Genomic DNA, 19,240 nt, shown 5'->3' with positions numbered 1-19,240 from the left:
TCCAATATCGTCCGTGACCAAGTACTGCAAACTTTTGAGCACATCCGCTCATTCGGAACGCCGTGTCGCTGTCGCTTCGACGTCCGCCCTTTCAGTCAGGGCTCGGGCTGTTCCTGCACTTGCGGTTCATCCTTTTCCTCGAGGCCCATGGCATGAAGGCGGGCGTAGTAACCGTTTTGCGCAAGCAGTGACTCGTGGGTACCGCGCTCGACGATGCGTCCCTGATCCATGACCAGGATCAGATCAGCCTTCTCGATGGTCGACAACCGATGCGCAATGACCAGCGTGGTGCGTCCCTCCATGACCTTGTCCAGAGCGGCCTGAATATAACGCTCGGACTCGGTATCCAGTGCCGAGGTCGCCTCATCGAGAATCAGCACAGGCGCGCTTTTGAGCAGCGCCCGGGCGATCGCCAGACGCTGACGCTGGCCGCCCGACAGCATGACGCCATCCTCGCCCACCTTGGTGTCGAAACCCTGCGCAAGCAGATCGATGAATTCGCGGGCATAGGCAGCCTCGGCGGCCTGCTCGACCGCCTCGCGAGGCAGATTCCGGAGATCGCCATAGGCAATATTGTTGATGACGGAGTCGTTGAACAGGGAGACCTGCTGCGTGACCAGGGCAATATGTTTTCTCAGGTTCTCGACGCGATAGTCTTCTATCGGCGTGCCGTCGAGCAGAATCTGCCCCTGATCATGCTGGTAGAAACGCGGAATCAGATTGGCCAGAGTCGACTTGCCGCTACCTGAACGACCGACCAACGCAACCATCTGCCCCGGTTCCACGCTAAAACTGATGTCCTGCAGGACGGTTTTTTCAGTGCCCGGGTAGACGAAGCTCAGATGTTTGACATCGAGAGCTCCACTGACCCGCTCTTTCTCGACCGTGCCCTGATCCGGCTCGGGCGCCTCGTCCAGTTGCTCGAAGATGCTTTCGGCGCCGGCAAGCCCTTTCTGGATGGTCGAGCTGACCTCCGAAAGCTGGCGAATCGGCTTGGGCAGAAGCCCTGCGGCGGTGATATACGCCACCAGATCACCGACACTGGCGTCGCCGCGCAGGAACAGCACCAGGAACATCAGGAACGCCATGGCGGCGTAATTCACCAGCTGCAAGCTAGGCGTATAGATCGCACTGGTGCGGGTCATGCGCAGTTGCTTGCGGGTACTGTCCTCGCTCGCCTCGTAGAAGCGCTCACGCTCGTAGCGCTCGCCACCGAAACTGCGCACCACACGGTAGTTCTGAATGGTCTCGGAAGAAACATGGGTCAACTCGCCCATGGCGCTCTGAATCTTGCGGCTCTGGCTGCGGAATTTCTTGCTCGCACTCTTAACCATCAATGCAATGAGCGGCAGGATCGCCACCATCACCATGGTCAGTTTCCAGTTCATCCACAGCAGATAACCGAACAGGAAAACCACCGTCAGGCCTTCTCGCACCATGACCTTCAAGGCGTCCGTCGCCGCGCCGGTGACCGAGCCGACGTTGTAGGTGATGCGGGAAATCAGGTAGCCCGTGGAGTGGTTATCGAAATAGCGGTTGGGCAGTGTCAGCAGGTTGTTGAAAAGCGCGATGCGCAGATCCTGTACCAACCCCAGCGATACCCTAGCCAGATAATAGCCGCCAAGAAAGGAGCCGATACCCTGCCAGAAGGTGATCAGCAAAAGCGCCAGCGGTACGCCGTAGAGTAACTGCATGCTGCCCAGCAGCGGCAATTCGACCATCCCGGCCTCGGGGCTGGCGAGCCCGTCGACGAAGTATTTGAGCAGGCCGGCGAGCATCGGCTGAGTCGAGGCGAAGATGATGTAACCGATCATGCTCACGCCGAACATGAACCAGTAGCGCCTCATGTAGCTCAACAGCCGCATGTACAACTTGAAGCTGGAGAGGGAAGACGGTTTGGCGCTTGAATCAGGCATAAGATGCTGGCTCTGTGATTAGGCGCGCGATTGTACCATCAGGCAACACGCAACCAAATGCAGGCGAAATACCTTCGCATTTGTGCGCCTGCATTGGCGCTCAGCTCAGGATGGCGTCATGGCGAACTCTGCAATTCCTGCGGCGGACGCCAGCGTGTCGGTTTGCAGGCCACGCTCATACCATGCAGCTCATTCAGCACAGCCCGTGCGTCGATCCTCGGCGACCTAATTGCAGAGGCATAGCATGCAACCACATCTTGAAGTTCGGGATCACTCAGCCCCAGATCGCGCAAGCGAAGGAGAATCTTCTTCAGATCTTCGACGCCTGCTTCTTCGCTGAAATCATCTGCACGCTCGAAATCCAGCAGACAAGTTTCGTCGGCGACCAAGAAGTTATAGGGGTTACAGTCACCATGGGCGATGCCGTGACCGTGCAACTGGCCAAGCAGGCTCAGCGACTGGCAAGCGCCTCGCAACAATTGCGGCCCCGTCAATGTCGCCAGTGGTACGCCCGGCAAAAACCGCGTGAGCAGCAGGCTTTCGTGACAACGCGGATGCCGGTTTTCGGTGTACATTAGTGGCTCTGGGGCTGCAAATCCCAGTGTATGCAGCCTTGCCAGCACCATCGCCTCATCGCGTAGAGGAGAACGGTAGGGCCGACGCAATATTCGCTTCCACCAGGGTTTCATCGAGCGGCGATAACGTTTGACGAACAGGACGTCGTCTCCCCGCGTAATCCTGGCGACCGCTCGCCCCGGCGCAAAATCGTCTAACTGAGCGAAGACCGGCAACAACGCCCCGATCTGTTTGCGCCCGAGCAGCTCCTTTTGAAAGACTATGGTTTTACTCACCTAGAGCCTCCCAGTGAAGTCTGGCGGCGTCGGGTGCTTCGCGTGCAGCCTCTTGCTGCCCCATGGATCGATTCATGTATAGCCTCTACGCCAAAACAAAAGAGAGCCTAAGGCTCGCTACTTATGCCGGCCACAACCTATGCAATCCAGCAGCCGCGCTGCTGGCACACCTGCTATTCGACAATCGCTCTACACGCAAGCGCATTCGCAGCGCAATCAAGCTGATACGCATGACGCCGCGTTACAGCAACCACGAGCAGTTGAAGGGCCACGCGTACATCTGGCACTGCGACCGCGATGACCAGAGCGCCTTGGCCATGAGCCTGGGCAAGCAGCTCGAGCGCAATATCAGCTTCATGCCTGCCATCAAGCAGGACGCCGACAAATCGCTGGACTGGCGTGCCATGTACGCAGCCTGGAAGATAACACGGCGCTGCCCGTTGCCCTGGCTACAACGGTTCTACGTATTCAGCGTCTTGTGCCACACCATCAAACATTTCAAAGCCATCGACACACTGCAGATACCCCAGCAAATCACCTCCCTGGTGAGCTACAACAGCGCCAACATTCCCGAGTGCTTTCTGGTCGCCGCCTGCCGGCATCACGGCCTGCCGACCTACTCGCTGCAGCATGGGCTTTATCATCGTTATCGCGGCGAGCAACCGATCGACATCATCAACTACGAAAACGTCACCGCCGGTACTCTGCTGGTCTGGAGCGAGTTCTGCCGTACGGAGATCGAGGCGTTTTACCGCGAAACAGCCCGAACCCCCGATTTCGACATGCAGGTTGCCGGTTACATTAACCCGCCTGAGCCAACCCAAGTTTCACCGCGGCCCGCACATGCGCAGAAGCACCTCCTTTGCGTGCTGCCAGGCAAACGCTACGTGAAGGACAGCATCGAACTACTCCGTTTACTGGCCGCACTGCAGCCACGCTACCCGCTTACAGTGCGCCTGCACCCGCTGCTCGCCAGCAATGCAACATTGCTGGCTGCTCTGCCGCCCAGCGCAACGCTCGATGACAGTCCTACCCTTGCCGATACACTACGCGCCGGACGCTACGACCTGGTCGTCGGCTTCAATACCACCAGCCTGTTCGAAACGATGATGTTCGACGTCCCCTGTGCACTGTATCGGGCACAGAGCCTCAACCTCACCGCAGATGGAGTCCCCAGTTTCCGGACTGCCGCGGAGCTGGCAGCGCTGATTGAATCTCCAATCGACACCCGGCTGATCGCCGATTATCTGCTGGGCGCCTCGTTTTTTCGCTACCGCGAAATCATCAACGCAGCAGAAACTTCAACGCCACCCGCCATTGAGCCGGATAGCGCTGAATTCCCACGGCCTTAAGCCAGCGAACGCGCAATGCCAGCGGAAGGTGCGCTCTTCTCAACAAGCGCAGCCAGTAACGCACCGCTAGTGCCTCCTTACGCCGCTGCTGCCCCTTGGCCAACGGCCGCGCGCAGGAAAAAGGCAACTCCAGCGGCGCAGCATCAGCGTAGGCAAGCGCCTGACGAGCCCAGGCCTCGCCAAAGCTGCCCATTGAAAAGTGCAAAAGATCGATATCGAAGACGACTGCGACCTTGCCGGCCCGGGCCACGCGCAGGCTGAAGTCAACATCGTAGAAATGAAACCCCCTCAGTCGCTCGTCGAAGCGCGTTTGAGCCCATACCGAACGGCGCGCGAACAGCCAGACGCCGTCCAGCGCCACGACAGGCACGCATTGGCTCGAACCGCTGTCGGCAGGCTTGGCGAAAGCCGCGCTGGCATCTGCACTCGATGAACCGTGCAGTACGTTGATGCACAGATCGTCTTCATCACCGCTGTGCCAACCAGAGGGCGTTGCCGCCTTGTAGCGGCTTCCCGCCAGCCCGATGAGGGCAAGCTCTGCGTCGCCTGAGAAATGAGCTAGCGCACGCGCGCCCCAATCCGGGCTGAGGAACTCGACATCCTCATGCACGAAACACACGAATGGGAAGCTCGCCCTCGACGCCCCCTCGTTGTAGACCGCACAAATACCTCGCCCCTCGATACTGTTGTCCATGGCGATCAGCTCGTGTTCGACACCGATCGTGGCCTCGATATTGCGAGCCACCGCCTGCAACCTTGCGGGTTGGGCGCTGCAGATCACAACGGAAATCACGCGACGCGTCCCGAAAAACCACCGTTCATTTAACTTTCTTCAGCCCCAGGTAATAGAGTGGAAACTTGAGGTACAGCTTGAGCTTTTTACGCAGCAGGTAACCCCGGCTACGGCCGAGCCATTTCTCCTCGAATATGTACTTGGCTCGTTTGGTCATCAGCCACTGGCGAGCCGAGGTGTGAGTACTTAACGTGCGGCTATCGAGATGATCGACTACCGAAGAGGTGACCAGCACGTGCCGCAATCCATTCGCCTGCAGCGTCAAGGCGTAGTCGTTATCGGCGTACCAGAAGAAAAACCGCTCATCCAGCGCGCCGATGATGTCCAGAATGGATCGGCGAAACACCAGGCACCACCCGGAAATTTCCCGCAGCACGCCGTAGCCTGGATAGACACCGCTGTCGAGCGGGAACCCCTTGGCCGGATGATGCAGGGAGCAAGCCGGGCTGGCACTGCTGACGCTCGGATCCTGTTCGAACACACGCAGCAGCTCTGAAGCCCAGCCGGGATGGAAGGACAGATCGTTGTTGCAAATGGCCACGAAGGGCGCCTGTCCTTCGCGAATGCCGATGTTCATATAGGCGTGGTAGTTGAAAACGCCTTTGGGATATAGCGTGACCACGTCCGGCTGCGTATAGATAGGCGCTTGTGCATTCGACTCGAGCACCCAGATACGGAAGCGAATCCGCTCGGAGTCTTCCGAGGTGACCAGAGAGTCCAGACAGTGTTCGGTAACTTGGCGCAAGGCGTCGTCCTTGGCGAAGCTGAGTATCACTACGTCAAACCATACGGGTGACGATGCAGGGAAATCATTCATGCGATATCTCGAAACGTAAAAAGATCGCCATCAGGAACAGGCCAGAATACGCGCCACGCGATGCGTCCAGGTGTGTTCTGCAAGAAAGCGCGCCTGCCCCTTACGTGCGATACGCTCACGCTCTTCGGGGTTGGCCAGATAATGACGAACCTTGTCCCTTAGCTCGGTTCTTGAGCGAAATATCTCGATTTCCTCTCCAGGCGTGAACAGCTCGGCGATTTCCTCACAGTAGTCGGTCATCAGGAAACAGCCTGCCGATAGCGCTTCGAAAATCCTTAGATTGACGCCTGTTTCGGCGCCATAAAAATCCGAGCGGGTGATGTTGAGCACCATTCGAGAAGTCTGTAGCAACTGCCGCAACTCCTCACCCCATACGGTTCTATCGTCGACGCGCTGTTGCAGCGCCGGAGACATCAGTGCCCGGTTACGACGCCAGCGATTGCCGCGCACCGTCAGGTGTTCGCGGATATTTTCCAGCAGGAACACCCTGCGCAAATCGGCGCTACCAACGAACAGCACATCATGCTCTGGCTCAGCCTGATGCTGAGGCAGGACCACGGCACCGAACGGCAAGTGCAGAGCCTCGAGCCCCAAGGTTTCACGAAAGAAACGCGTCGTCACCGCAGAGAAGGAGAACAGCTGGTCGTAACGTGGCAGCTCCTGCCCGATGAAGTAGAGAAACTCCCGACGTTTGGAATACAGGTTGCAACTGTCGGTATCGTAGAGCATGAAGCGCGCACCGGCGCCACGCACCATGCTTGCCACCTGCTCCACGTCGTAGTGCTTGTACAGGAAGCCGATCACCAACACGTGCGTCGGCGCCTCTTCCTCGATGAGCTTGCGCAGCGGTTGCAGCGGCAGACGCGGCAAATGAGTGAAGCCGTCCCGTTCACGGGCTTTGTTTCTCGCCTTGTAAAGTGCCGATGCCACGCCATACCAGCGGCGCGGCTTCTGCTGCAAAGCATCCCAGTGGACTGCTGACACACCAGCACCGAGAAAGGCCTCGTACAACTCGCGGCCCAGTGGCACGCCGCCTATGCCATCCAGAATCAAATACTTGCGTTTGCCAACAGGCGTCGTATCGCTATCGAGCATGTGCTCCATGTCATCCATCCATAGGCTCCGGGTACTGCTTTGCAACACCCGGCCGGTAGCTCGAATTAATGATCGCTTGATCGCTAGGTGACGGCTGCGCTGCACACTGATGGCAGCTCAGCACGCTTGCCTGGCTCGCGGTTTCAACAGTAGGTGCCGAAAGCGCTTGAACAGCTGACGATCCCACTGCCGCAGGGGGATCTGCGCGAAAAGTCTCCACGCGAACCGTTTGTCCTGGGTTACGGCTGGACCGAGTATCTTGGTGAGCAAGCGCGCCTTTCCGGACTCGTAAGCCGGATGATCGCGGAATAGATCAAGCAACTGCATACCGTAACGGTACTCGGCAAGATAATTACGCGACAAACCTCCTTCGTGCTTGCGATACAGGGTCACGGTGTCGGGTATGACATCGATACGGTAACCTGCATGGGCGATTTTCAGAGTCATCTGAAAATCCTGCACACGCAACGAAGGGTCATACATGCCGGCCGCGAGCATGGCATCGCGCCGATACATCACCAGATTCCCACCTACCACCAAGGCCTGAGCCAGCGCCTGGGAGAAATCATAGCTCCGGACCTCACGAGCCTTGTTTTTCTTCGGCAGTATCGCGCCATGCTGATCGATACGCTGCGCACGACCGCCAAGGCACCCGACTTCCGGATGGTCCATCAGGTAATGGGCTTGCAGCGCGATGCGACCGGGCACCATGACATCGTCCGCATCGAAAGTGGCGACGAATTCACCCTGCGCCAATTCCAGCCCCTTGTTCAGCGCGGCGCTGACCCCTTGATTGGACTGACGGATGAATTCCACGCGACGTACCCCCGGGTAACTGCGCCAGTCGCGCAGCGCATCCTCGATACAGCGCGCACTGTCATCAGTTGATCCGTCATCGATCACGATCAGCTCGATGGACTGATAATCCTGCTCAAGGATACTGCGCAGTGCATCGCCCACATAAGATGCGTAGTTGTAGCAAGGCACAATGACACTGACCAAAGGCGCACCGGGGCGCTCGCTCACGCTCATAAGCGACAGGCCGACCAGCGGGACAGGGTGTCGAAGAATCGCGGAGCGACTGCAGAGTCGACGAAGCGGCTCTCCAGCCGGCCGCGCATGTCTTCGCGCAGCCGCTCCAGCTCTCCCTGCTGAACCGATGCGACGTTTCGCAGACTGGCAGACAAGGCATGCCAATCACCGAAGGTGAACAGTTCTCCACTCTCACCGACCACTTCCCTGCCGCCACCGCAATCGCTGCAGACCACAGGCAAACCAGCCGCCATGGCCTCGAGCAACACCATGCCGAACGGCTCGTGATCGGAACTTAGAGCAAACATGTCGAAGGCCCGGAAGTAGCGCCTGGCTTGCGGCACATGCCCCAGGAAACGAACCTGCTCTGCGATACCCAGTTCGGCCACCAAGGCCTTGAGCGTGGCCTCGAGCCGCCCCTCTCCGACTATGACCAGCAGACTGTTGTCCGGCAAAGTGGGAAGCGCGTCGGCAAAGGCGCGGATAAGGGTTTCCTGATCCTTGTCAGGATGCAACCGCCCCACGTTACCGATCACCCAAGCCTGACTCGGCAGGCCTAGCGCCTGGCGTGCAACTGAACGTGAGAGCTGCTCGGACTGCACGGCTTGCAGATCAATCCGGTTGTAGAGCGTCTGAATGCGCTGCTGCGGCCACCCCGGCAAGCAAGCGCGCAGGTCATCACGGACCGCGTCGGATACACCAAACAGGTAAAGCCGCTTACGAAACAGGTTGGCGAAAAACTGGCGCGACTTGCGTTGATAATCGCCGAAGGCGTGATGAATACCGATCACTGGCAACTTGGTGCCCAGCATGGCCACATAGGCGGGCTTGGAGCGATGGGCAATGCACAGGGCGAAGTTGCGTTGAGACGCGATGCGACGAATCGCTCGAATCGCGCCGAGCTTCAAGCCCCTCAACTGCTTGCTGCTGTATTCGAGAAAGACCACCTCATCGGAGGCAGATCCCGCCTCCACCTGAGCGTCGTACTTGCCGCTCAGATACACGGTCATCACCTTGTACGGAGTGTCGGCAAAAAGCACAGCGTACTGCCGAGCACAATCGAGAAACGGCCCATCGTAGCCATGACAAATCTGCAGCACCCATGCTTGGCTCTTGTTATTGGTTTTCATGATCCCTACCAAAAGTCACGACGAACACTTAAAAAGGAACTCTAGCCCTTAACCTGAACAGCGAATGCTTCGACCTTAACTGTCGGAGGCAAGGTTTTTCAGCTAGTTCAATTTTTTCTGATGGCCGGCAATAAGTCGACCTTGACTGATAAGTCATCTACGTCTATGTGGCATTGCCCTGAACATTAAGCAGCTTCACGGCGACTCCTGGCTACTTGCGCCATGGCCGCAAACATCTCCCGGGCCTGGACGCGGGCTTCTTGCAGGAGGCGCTCGATGTGCGCCTGCTCCATCTCGCTGAAAGCGATGGCGCGAGCGTCGGAAACAGCATTTTCGTATGACAGACGAAGGCGACCGCTCAAGCCGACCTGTGCCAGCAGAGCCTCGATCTTGTGAGTATTGGAAGGAATGGCGTAGAAAGGAGTACCGGTGACCAGGCACAAGGTAACTAGGTGAAAACGCCCGGTGATTACGCCCTCGGAACGCCGCAGCAAAGCCAGGAAGCGCTTGGGAGACAGCACGGCGTAACGCCAGCGCAGCTTGTCTATCCGCGAGTTTGGCAAGTCGGCGGGGTAGCGATGCAAATAACTGGCGGCCATACGACGGTAAGCCTTCAGCCGCTTGCGCAGATTCTTGCGCAAGTACATATCGAAACCTTTGCCCAGTTGCAGCGGAGCGACTGTACGGATGCTGACATAACGCAGTTGAGTATTGGCACGACTAACGCGCCATGCCTCACGCAAGCGCTCGGTTATGACGCTTCCATTGATCAACAGGCCCCGCCGGGGGGACGCACCTGCCTTGTATTCATAGGAGAGAGTCAAGTCCGGAACCACATCGGCCGCGACACCAAGCTCGCCCAGCGCCGCCTGACTCAGAACGTCGCGGACGAAAACCCGGGTAAAACAAGGCGCATCGGCATTGAGCCGATCATTGTTCTGCCAAACCGAATTGATCAGAAAACACGGCACCTCATGTTCTTTGCAGTAGCGCGCCAGCGCCCCGTAACGCAGGGCCAGCGGCGCATCGTCGTGCATGGTGCCTTCGCCGTTGACCAGGCATATATCGGCAGCGCGGATGTCGGCTTGCAACTGCTCGTCTGTTTGCCAGTCGTGATACATCGGGCAGGAACGCAAAATATCCATGCCAGCCTGTTCGGCCAGCGTGTAGATCTGCTGCATCACCAAATGGCAGCCGTGATGGCCCTCTGAAGACGTGTCGTTGAACAACAACGCCTTCAACCTTGCCTGACTGCCAGCCAACCCTAAGACTCCACGCTGCCGGACAGATCACTGTTCGGCGCAACGACGCCATCCTTGACCACCAGAATGTCTTCCATGATCAGGTACTGCAGATCCGAGCCGAAGAACATGTTCAGGGCGTCGGTCGGCGAGCAGATCATCGGTTCGCCACGGCGGTTCAACGAGGTGTTCAGGGAGACGCCGTTGCCGGTGAGCTTTTCCAGCTCCAGCATCAGGTCGTACCAGCGCGGGTTGTATTCGCGCTTGAGGACCTGGGCGCGGGAGGTGCCGTCTTCGTGGACGACCTCGCTGACACGCTCCTTCCACTCATCGTTGACCTCGAAGGTGAAGGTCATGAACGGGCTCGGGTGATCGACCTTGAGCATCTGCGGCGCTACGGTGTCGAGCATCGACGGGCAGAAGGGTCTCCAGCGCTCGCGGAACTTGATCTGTTCGTTGATGCGGTCGGCCACGCCGGGGATGCTCGGGCACCCAATGATCGAACGACCGCCCAGGGCGCGCGGACCGAATTCCATGCGGCCCTGGAACCAGGCTACGGGGTTGCCATCGACCATGATCTGCGCGATGCGCTGCGGCATGTCGTCGATCTTCTGCCATTTCGGCGCATTAGGGTGGCGCGCGCAAGCGGCAATCACGTCTTCATTGGAATATGCCGGGCCTAGGTAGACGTGCTCCATTTTCTCCACCGGCACGCCGCGCTTGTGGGACACGTAGGCAGCGGCACCAACCGAAGTACCGGCATCACCCGAGGCAGGTTGAACGAAAAGCTCCTTGACCTCGGGCCGGGCGATGATCTTCTGGTTGAGCTTGACGTTCAGCGCACAACCACCCGCGAAGGCGATCTTGCCAGTTTCGCGGATGATGTCACCCAGGTAGTAATCCATCATCTCCAGCGCCAGTTTCTCGAACAGCGCCTGCATGCTGGCGGCGTAGTGGATGTAGGGATCGTCGGCGATATCGCCTTCACGCTTGGGCCCCAGCCACTCGATCAGTTTGGGCGAGAAGTAGAAGCCCTTGCCCTTTTCCTTGTGGCGGCGCAGGCCGATGACGTTGGCGTAGTCGGTGTTGATCACCAGCTCGCCGTTCTCGAACTTGGCCAGGCGGGAAAAATCGTACTTGCTGGCATCGCCATAGGGCGCCATGCCCATGACCTTGAACTCGCCATCGAGCATTTCGAAACCGAGGAACTCGGTGACCGCGCCATACAGGCCGCCCAGGGAATCCGGGTCGTAGAATTCCTTGATCTTGTGGATGCGACCGTTTTCGCCATAACCGAAGAAGGTGGTGGCGTACTCGCCCTTGCCGTCGATCCCGAGGATGGCGGTCTTCTCGGTGAAGCCCGAGCAGTGGTAGGCGCTGGCGGCGTGGGCCAGGTGATGCTCGACCGGCTCGATCTTGACCTTCTTGGCGTCGAAACCCAGTTGCTCCAGGCACCAGACGATCTTCTTACGATAGCGCTTGTAACGACGGTTACCCATGAGAATGGCGTCGAGGGCGCGATCCGGTGCGTACCAGTAGCGCTTGGCGTAGTGCCAACGCGCCTTGCCAAACAGGCTGATGGGGGCGAAGGGGATCGCTACCACGTCGACGTCGGAGGGCTTGATACCGGCCTGCTCCAGGCAGAACTTGGCCGACTCGTAGGGCATGCGATTCTTCGCGTGCTTGTCACGCACGAAGCGCTCTTCTTCCGCCGCTGCAATCAACTTGCCGTCGATGTACAACGCCGCGGAAGGGTCATGACTGAGGGCGCCGGACAGGCCAAGAATCGTCAATGCCACGGATAAAGCCTCTTAACGCGGCTGTCTGACTCGACAGCCGATACGGTTTGATTTCGCTGAGCCTCCGTCGGAGGGCTCAAATAAGTGTTGGCAGGCGCCGATCGAGCTCACGGTAAAGAGCGCTGTCGGCCGACCAGTTGCGCAGCAGGCGCGCACGGTCACGTGCATAGGCAGCCTTGAAGCTGCTGGCCTGGCCATGGTACTGCATGGCATCCAGATCGATCAGCGCCCAGCGGCCGTCCTGCCAGAGGATATTGCTACCTTTGCAGTCACCATGGCTGATGCGCTCGCGCAGCAGGGCCGCAAACAAGGCCTCCAGGGCCTGCAAATCCGCCTCGGGCGGCAGCCCGTCCGCCCCGCAGGGCGCGAAACGGGCGATTATATCCATACCCGGCGCGTGTTCGGTAATCAGATAGGCCTGGCGGCGCAGCCACAGGGTACGTCGTTCGAGCACGGCCAGCGGTCTGGGCGTGGCGATACCGAGGAAATCCAGGCGATTACCCTCGCACCAGCTGTGCCAGGCGCGACTAGGCCGCCAGAAGCGTCGTAGCCAATGACTGAAGCCCTTGATGTTGTAACGTTTGATGACTAGTTGCCGGCCGCCCTGCTCAATGCGCGCAACGGTCGAGGAGCCGCCCAGCTTGAGCGGCTCGCCAGCCTCTATCGCCGCATCGGGATCGGCCAGGATGGGCGCCAGCGCCGCGTCCTCTTCACGCCTCACTACTTGCAGACGCGACGGGCCGCGCCAGACACGAAAAGCCGTGCACTCTCGCTGAATCTTGGCCATGAAAGTATGCAGGCGCAGCCCACGTGCCTTGGCCACCGCCTTGAGCAGAGCCTCAAGTGGCAGTGCATGTTCGCCGTTGACCAGCAGGTAGTGCACCAACAACTCCTCGATAAAGTCATCGATGGCTCGGGGAAACAGCGCGAAGAACAACCCCAGGTTTTCCAGCACGCGGTCTCGGGAGAGGGCCTGCCCGGGCGTCTCGGCGCGAATACCGCCGCCATCGATGAGAAGCAGTCGGCCGTCATGGCGCAGCAGGTTGTCCAGGTGCAGGTCCTCCTGCCACAAGCCTCGACGATGCAGCTCACCGATAACGCCAAGCGCCTCACCCAGTACCTGCTGCTGCGCATCGCTCAGCCAGGCTTCGTCGGCGACGGCCTGCCAGTCATCCGCCAGGCTACGCGCGCCCTCCAGGAACTCGAACAGCAGCCAGCCGCCGCCTGCTGCGACACCGTGATCGAGCAGCAACGGCGTGCACAACCCCTGCTCCGCCAACAACTGGGCACCTTGCAGCTCCCGCGCAAAATGTCGCTCAGCCTTGCTGCCAACCAATAACTTGGCGAGCACGTTGCGCCCTTGCCATTGCGCCTCGCCGACATAACGCTGCCCCGGCAACACACGCAGCAGACTGTGCAACTGGAGTGACTCACCGCCCGGCAGATCGATCGACAGCGGCAGCGCAGGATTACGCCCCGCCTCGTTGAGGAGAACCAGTTTCATTGGCGTTGGGCCTTGTCCTTCAAACGCGCCGCAAGACGCTGCGACCAATGATCAAGATGCTGCCCACTGCCCAGATAGGCGGTCAGGAAGCCCAGGTGATCCGCTTCATTCCAGGGATTGGCGCGGCGTAGCAACGGTTCGAGATCCTTGACCCTGTCCCGCTCGCCGAGAAACAGCGGCCGGGTCTTTTCCAGGTCGATCAGTTGCGCCGCAAAACCATCATCTCGTGGCTGCAGGAAGATGTGCTTGGGATAGAAACAGCCATGCACCTGACCCTTTTCGTGCACCCGGCGAGCCAGCAGACCACAGGCGCTGACGATCGCCTGGCGCTGCTCGGCTGCGAGCTGGCGCCACTCGGGCAGCCAGCTGTCAAGGTCGCGCCAGCCATCCAGGGCACGGGTCAGCAGCACGGCTCGGCGCTCACCATTTATGCGCCGCTCGGCGTAGAACGCGGCGCTCATGGCCGGGATACCCAGGCGCTGATAGCGGCGAATGTTGCGAAGCTCTCGCGCCAGGGTCGGCTCACCCCAGGGGCGCTCCAGGCTGTGGGTCAGGTAATTGCTCTGGCGCTTGAGGTAATAGCCATGGCCTTCGAGGTCGAGCCGATAGACCGTGCTCCAGCCGCCGCGCGGCGCCTTGTTGGGTTCGTCGACCGCATGCAGTTCGAGCGCCCAGAGCGCCTCGAAACTGGCCAGTCCATGACGCTCGAGCAGCGTTTGATCATCGCTGTCGATGAAGTCCTTCATTCTCTTCCCTCGAAGTACCGCACGATCTGCCTGATACGTTGCTTGTCGCTGTCGCTGAGCCGGTCGCGACCTCGATACTGCAGGTAGAAGCGCAGGCGCTGCGTATGTGACAGATGATACTTGGCCACTTTATCGAGGCAGGCAAGGTCCTTGACGATGCGTCGGCGCAAAAAAGGCCCCCACCAGAACGCCCCGGTCGGGCAGTCGATCAAATACAGACGGCGATGCTCATCGACCAGCAAATTGCGCCACTTCAGGTCGTTATGGGCGAAATGGTGATCATGCAGGATGCGCGTGGCGCGAGCCAGCTGAGAGCTGACATCCTCAACCCAGGCCCGATCACGCAGACGCGCATCGCCAGAGGAGGCGAGCCGCCACATGTCTGAGGTATCGACCAACTCCTGAGTAATCAGCGCGCCCCGGTGAAAGGCCGCGCCCTTACGCTCCAACCCATAGGCGGCAATGGGCGCGGTAGGAATACCCCAGGCCGCGAAGTGCTTGAGATTCTGCCACTCGGCCTTGACCCGCGGCCGGCCGATGAAGCGCCGGGCGCCCTTGCCGGCACCGTGGTAGCGCTTGACGTAATAACGCAGCCCACCGAGCTCGACGCGAATGACGTCCGATAGCGGGTCATGGGTGATGGCCTCGCCCTGCAAAGCGAAGACCGCATCCAGCGACGCGAATGCCCTGGCTGCCTCGGGTGTAGTCAAGGCGGTGACGCGCCACTGACTCATGCTTCACCTTCTTTTTCGTACTTGCGTACATAACGCGCGCGCAGCCGGTCGGCCTTGCCCTGCAGCCAGCGCAGCAACGCGGCCTCGTCCTGCAGGATCTGGCGCAATGGGCGGCTGTCGACGACGCCGAAATAACCCTTGAGAAAGCGCAGCAGATCGCGCCGGGTCAGGCCAATGCCCAACGCGGAGAAATACAGCCCGGCCAGGTCCTTGTCGCGCCAGCGTCGCGGCACGGCATCACGCACCTGCGCCCGATGCAGATCGATTATCGACAGCCGGAAATCATCAGCGTCGAAGGGTTTGTCGGTATGCAGGAGAAAATGACATATATAACAGTCCCGGTGATTCACGCCGGCGGCATGCATGCGTCCGGTCATTTGCGCGACCCGGCGGATGAGCGCCCGTTTCAACCCGGGTGCTGGCGGCTGAGCGTGCCAGTTCAGCGTTAACTGCTCAAGATCGACAGTGGGCGCCAGCTCTTCGGTGACGATGAAGGAATGTTGCTGCGCCGGATTGCTGCCACGCTCGCCATAGGCCACCGCAGTCATGGTCGACACACCCGCTTCGCTCAGACGCTGGATGGCCTTCCACTCCTGACCAGCGCCCAGAACTGGCAGTCGGGCCGTGACCAGGTTCTTGAGAATTTCACCCCAGCCAATCCCTCGATGAATTTTGACGAAGTAGCCTTTGCCGTCCACCTCGGTGCGCAGCGTTCGGCGCGCCTCAAGCTCGCGGTAGACCTGCCCCTGCAGGCCCTCGACTTCCTCAAAGGCATCCTTGCCGGCCCATAGGGACTTGAATGGTTCAGCAAGAATCAGCTGCATAAGCCTCCCTGTAGGCGCTGCGCCCTCATGATGAATACGGCAAACAGCGCAAGTCGGGCGGAGCGACCACCGTTGCCTCGCACCGAGAAGGGTGCGCCCAAATGGTCGATACCACCCGCAGTAGCTAACATGCTCACGCGCGCTTCTCCGCCAGGATCACGTCGGCGGCCTTCTTCGGCATCGAATACAGGTCGGCACTGTCGGCATAGGCCAGGCCGTTGCGCCCCCAGAGCGCACGACGCTGCGGGTCGGCGAGCATATCGGCCAGGGTGCGGTTGAGTTGCTCCTGCTCGAAGGGGCCGGGCAGGACTCTGCCGCAATCGGCATCGGCGATGTAGTGGGCGTAGCCGCAGACGTCGGTGACCAGCACCGGCAGGCCGGAAACCAGCGCCTCCAGCAGCACGGTGCCGGTGTTTTCGTTGTAGGCCGGGTGGATCAGCAGATCGGCGCCGAGCAAGAAGCGCGGAATGTCACTGCGCCCCTTGAGAATCTGCACCTGGTCGCTCAAGCCCAGCGCCTTGACCTGCAGAAGAAAGGGCTTGGGATCGTCCTGGCCGATGGCGATCAGCCGGGTGCGCTTGCGCAGCTCACGCGGCAGGGATGCCAGGGCCTTGAGGCTGCGATCCAGGCCCTTGGTCTTGAAGCCGGAGCCGATCTGCACCAGCAGCAGGTCATCATCACTCAGCTTGAACTCACGGCGGAACTCGGCGCGAATCTCGCCAGCATTGGCCAGCGCGCGCCGGTCCTGAGCGATGCCTGGCGGCAGCAGATGGAAGCGCTGCAGCGGAGTCTTGTAGTGCTTGATGAACAGTGGCTGCTGCACTTCGGAAATCATCAGGATCTCGGTCTTCGACTCCGGCGCGAACACCGCGCGCTCGTACTCGGCGAAATGCTTGTAGCGCCCCCAGCGACGGTAGATCGGGTTGCGCAGGGTCTGCGCCTTGTCCTCGAAGCAGCCGTCGGCGGCGTAGTAGACGTCCAGGCCCGGCATCTTGTTGAAGCCGATTACCCGGTCGACCGGGTCGCGCTTCAGATCGGCTTGCAGCCAGGCGCTGAATTTCTCATTGCGACGGTGGTTGAACAGCGCACGCACCGGCGCCACGCGTACATCGAAGCCGCCGGGGTTTTCCCCTTCCCAGATCGGCGTGTAGACGCGAATGGCGTGGCCACGCGCCTGGCATTCCAGGGCGATGCGCATGAAATCGCGCTGCAGCCCACCAAACGGGAAGTATTTGTAGAGAACGAAGGCCAGTTGCATAGCCGCTCCTTAAAGGGTGCCGGGAGGCGCAAGCAACAGCGCCTCCAGTTCCAGACCGACGCGCTCGGCGCCGAGGCCATCGAAGCAGGGCTTGTCACGGTCACCGCTGCCGGCGCCCGGGCCACTGGCACACAGATGAATCTGGCTACGGCCGTAGGCGCCCACCTTGCCGGGCAAGGTCGGGCCGTAGAGGGAAATGTTCGGTACATCCAGCGCCGCGGCCAAGTGGCCGAGCCCGGTGTCGACGGAGACGCAGGCGCTGGCACCGGCAATCACCTTGGCCACACCGGCCAGGCTCAGCTTCGGCAGCACGGCGGCATGCGTCAGGCCGGCAGCGATGCGCTCGGCGCGCGCCTTCTCCGTCTCATTGCCCCAAGGCAGGCGCACGGCCCAGCCCAGCTTGTCCATGCGCTCGGCCAGCGCACGCCAGTCGGATTCCGGCCAGTGCTTGCTGGCCCAGGTGGTGCCATGCAGGAACACCAGATAGGGCTGCGCGCTAGCGTCCATCATCGCCGCACGGTTCAGTCCGTAGTCACCGCGACCGGACGGCAGCGTATATCCCAACGCCTTGGCGAACAGCTGACGTACGCGCTCCAGGGCGTGCTGATCCCTGGGCACCGCATAGCGGCGATCATAGAAGCGACTGGCCAGCGGCTCACGCGCCGAATCACGATCCAGACCGGCCACTGGCGCCGACACGTAACGCGTCAGCCAGGCACTCTTGAGCAGGCCCTGGGCGTCGATCACCAGGTCGTAGCGGGTTTCGCGCAGACGCTGCTTGAAGCGCGCCCATTCGCCAATGCGCCAGGTGCGCAGCGGATGCTTGCGCCAACGGCGGATAGCCACCGGAATCACCTGGGACACCGCCGGATGCCAGGCGGGAATCTCGGCGAAGCCTTCTTCCACCACCCAGTCGAAGCGGATGCCGGGAATGGCACGCGCGGCATCGGTCAGTGCCGGCAGGGTATGCACCACGTCACCGAGCGACGAGGTCTTGATGATCAGCACCCGCAAATCAGTCGCCCTCGACCAGGGTCAAGGTCTCGCCGACCAGCCGATCCAGCGCTTCGATCACCGGGCGCGGCTTGAGCTCGCGCAGACAGTTGTAGTGACCAAAACGGCAGGTGCGCTCGAAACAGGGGCTGCACTCCAGCCCCAGGCGAACAATCTCGACGCGGTCGGCCAGCGGCGGGGTGAAGCCCGGCGAAGTGGAGCCGTAGACTGCCACCAGCGGTCGATTCAGCGCCGCCGCCACGTGCATCAGCCCGGAGTCGTTGGAAACAACGGCGGTGGCCGCCGACATCAGGTCGATGGCCTCGGCCAGACTGGTCTGCCCGGACAGGTTGCTGACTTCCTCGCGCAGGCCCGGAATCAGGCGCATACGAATGTCTTCACCGCCGGCATGGTCGTTCTTCGAGCCGAACAGCCAGACCTGCCAACCCTCGCGAATCTTGATCTCGGCGACCTTGGCATAGTGCTCGGCCGGCCAGCGTTTGGCCTCGCCGAACTCCGCGCCAGGGCACAACGCGAGCACCGGACGATCCAGCTGCAGGCCGAACTTGGCCAAGGCAGCCGCACGGCTGGACTCATCGATCTGCAAACGCGGCTGTGGATAAGGCTGCGGCAACAGAGCACCGGGCTCATAGGCAAGCGCCATGAAGCGTTCGATCATCAGCGGGTAGCGTTCTTTGTCCAACGTGCGGATGTCGTTGAGCAGGCCGTAGCGCATCTCGCCCTTCCAGCCGGTGCGCTTGGGAATACCGGCGAACCAGGGCACCAGCGCGGACTTCAGCGAGTTGGGCAGCAGGATGGCCTGATCGTACTGACCGGCCAGCGACTTGCCGATACGCCGGCGCGTGGCCAGATCGAGAACGCCATGGCCGAGCGGCAGGCTCAGCGCGGCGCGCACCTCGGGCATGCGCTCAAGGATCGGCCGACTCCAGTCCGGCGCCAGCACGTCGATCTCGCACTCGGGATGGCGCTGTTTCAGGCACTGGAACAGTGTCTGCGCCATCACCATGTCGCCCACCCAGCTAGGGCCGATGATCAGTATTTTCATGCCTTATCCAAAAACAACCGGGGAGGCTCAGAGCCCACCTGCAATCCTCTGCGCGTCGGTCATGCGTCGTTGCAAAAGGGCCTCGGGCG

Annotated in this window: 17 protein-coding genes; 1 reads left to right on the top strand and 16 read right to left on the bottom strand. The window is 60.6% G+C overall.

The window, feature by feature from the left end:
- Window positions 1-95 precede the first annotated feature (95 nt).
- Window positions 96-1,916: a lipid A export permease/ATP-binding protein MsbA gene (gene msbA, locus B2U07_RS17970; protein ID WP_275545457.1), complete on the bottom strand. Its 1,821-nt coding sequence runs from the start codon at window positions 1,914-1,916 to the stop codon at window positions 96-98.
- 116 nt (window positions 1,917-2,032) lie between these two features.
- On the bottom strand, window positions 2,033-2,767 hold the full coding sequence (locus B2U07_RS17965) for a lipopolysaccharide kinase InaA family protein (protein ID WP_275545458.1): 735 nt from the start codon (window positions 2,765-2,767) through the stop codon (window positions 2,033-2,035).
- 74 nt (window positions 2,768-2,841) lie between these two features.
- Here B2U07_RS17965 and B2U07_RS17960 point away from each other — a divergent pair, with 74 nt between their 5' ends.
- Entirely contained in the window at window positions 2,842-4,119 is a 1,278-nt protein-coding gene (locus tag B2U07_RS17960) for a hypothetical protein (protein WP_275545459.1), read from the top strand.
- Here the strand turns inward: B2U07_RS17960 and B2U07_RS17955 are convergent.
- The 14 genes from B2U07_RS17955 to waaF form a co-directional block, all read right to left on the bottom strand.
- A complete protein-coding gene (locus B2U07_RS17955; RefSeq protein ID WP_296277414.1) occupies window positions 4,052-4,912 on the bottom strand; it encodes a glycosyltransferase in 861 nt (286 codons plus the stop codon). The genes B2U07_RS17960 and B2U07_RS17955 overlap by 68 nt on opposite strands.
- 25 nt (window positions 4,913-4,937) lie before the next feature.
- The gene (locus B2U07_RS17950) at window positions 4,938-5,729 is read right to left on the bottom strand and encodes a hypothetical protein (RefSeq protein ID WP_275545461.1); all 792 of its coding nucleotides are present in this window, start codon (window positions 5,727-5,729) and stop codon (window positions 4,938-4,940) included.
- Window positions 5,730-5,759: 30 nt separating this feature from the next.
- On the bottom strand, window positions 5,760-6,842 hold the full coding sequence (locus B2U07_RS17945) for a CgeB family protein (RefSeq protein WP_275545462.1): 1,083 nt from the start codon (window positions 6,840-6,842) through the stop codon (window positions 5,760-5,762).
- Window positions 6,843-6,941: 99 nt separating this feature from the next.
- A complete protein-coding gene (locus B2U07_RS17940; RefSeq protein WP_419096353.1) occupies window positions 6,942-7,850 on the bottom strand; it encodes a glycosyltransferase family 2 protein in 909 nt (302 codons plus the stop codon).
- 2 nt (window positions 7,851-7,852) lie between these two features.
- Entirely contained in the window at window positions 7,853-8,986 is a 1,134-nt protein-coding gene (locus B2U07_RS17935; protein WP_275545464.1) for a glycosyltransferase, read from the bottom strand.
- Window positions 8,987-9,171: 185 nt separating this feature from the next.
- Window positions 9,172-10,248, bottom strand: coding sequence for a polysaccharide pyruvyl transferase family protein (locus B2U07_RS17930; protein WP_275545465.1), 1,077 nt, complete (start codon window positions 10,246-10,248; stop codon window positions 9,172-9,174).
- Window positions 10,249-10,250: 2 nt separating this feature from the next.
- Window positions 10,251-12,026, bottom strand: a complete 1,776-nt coding sequence (locus tag B2U07_RS17925; protein ID WP_275545466.1) for a carbamoyltransferase family protein — start codon at window positions 12,024-12,026, stop codon at window positions 10,251-10,253.
- Between the two features lie 76 nt (window positions 12,027-12,102).
- The gene (locus B2U07_RS17920) at window positions 12,103-13,530 is read right to left on the bottom strand and encodes a lipopolysaccharide kinase InaA family protein (protein WP_275545467.1); all 1,428 of its coding nucleotides are present in this window, start codon (window positions 13,528-13,530) and stop codon (window positions 12,103-12,105) included.
- Window positions 13,527-14,276, bottom strand: coding sequence for a lipopolysaccharide kinase InaA family protein (locus tag B2U07_RS17915; protein ID WP_275545468.1), 750 nt, complete (start codon window positions 14,274-14,276; stop codon window positions 13,527-13,529). Before B2U07_RS17915 ends, B2U07_RS17920 begins: the two co-directional genes overlap by 4 nt.
- A complete protein-coding gene (locus B2U07_RS17910) occupies window positions 14,273-15,010 on the bottom strand; it encodes a lipopolysaccharide kinase InaA family protein (RefSeq protein WP_275545469.1) in 738 nt (245 codons plus the stop codon). The genes B2U07_RS17915 and B2U07_RS17910 overlap by 4 nt, the downstream gene beginning before the upstream one ends.
- Entirely contained in the window at window positions 15,007-15,834 is an 828-nt protein-coding gene (gene rfaP / locus B2U07_RS17905) for a lipopolysaccharide core heptose(I) kinase RfaP (RefSeq protein ID WP_275545470.1), read from the bottom strand. The genes B2U07_RS17910 and rfaP overlap by 4 nt, the downstream gene beginning before the upstream one ends.
- 133 nt (window positions 15,835-15,967) lie before the next feature.
- Window positions 15,968-17,092 (bottom strand): glycosyltransferase family 4 protein, encoded by a 1,125-nt coding sequence (locus B2U07_RS17900; protein WP_275545471.1) that lies wholly within the window; start codon window positions 17,090-17,092, stop codon window positions 15,968-15,970.
- A 9-nt stretch (window positions 17,093-17,101) separates the two neighbouring features.
- Window positions 17,102-18,106, bottom strand: coding sequence for a lipopolysaccharide heptosyltransferase RfaC (gene rfaC / locus B2U07_RS17895; RefSeq protein WP_296277413.1), 1,005 nt, complete (start codon window positions 18,104-18,106; stop codon window positions 17,102-17,104).
- A gap of 1 nt (window position 18,107) precedes the next feature.
- On the bottom strand, window positions 18,108-19,151 hold the full coding sequence (waaF, locus tag B2U07_RS17890) for a lipopolysaccharide heptosyltransferase II (RefSeq protein ID WP_275545473.1): 1,044 nt from the start codon (window positions 19,149-19,151) through the stop codon (window positions 18,108-18,110).
- Between the last annotated feature and the right edge of the window lie 89 nt (window positions 19,152-19,240).

The organism is Pseudomonas sp. UBA7530, from assembly GCF_002479365.1.
Lineage (GTDB): Bacteria > Pseudomonadota > Gammaproteobacteria > Pseudomonadales > Pseudomonadaceae > Aquipseudomonas.
Note: the sequence above shows the minus strand (reverse complement) of the source record. Positions and strands in the feature narration are given on the sequence as shown.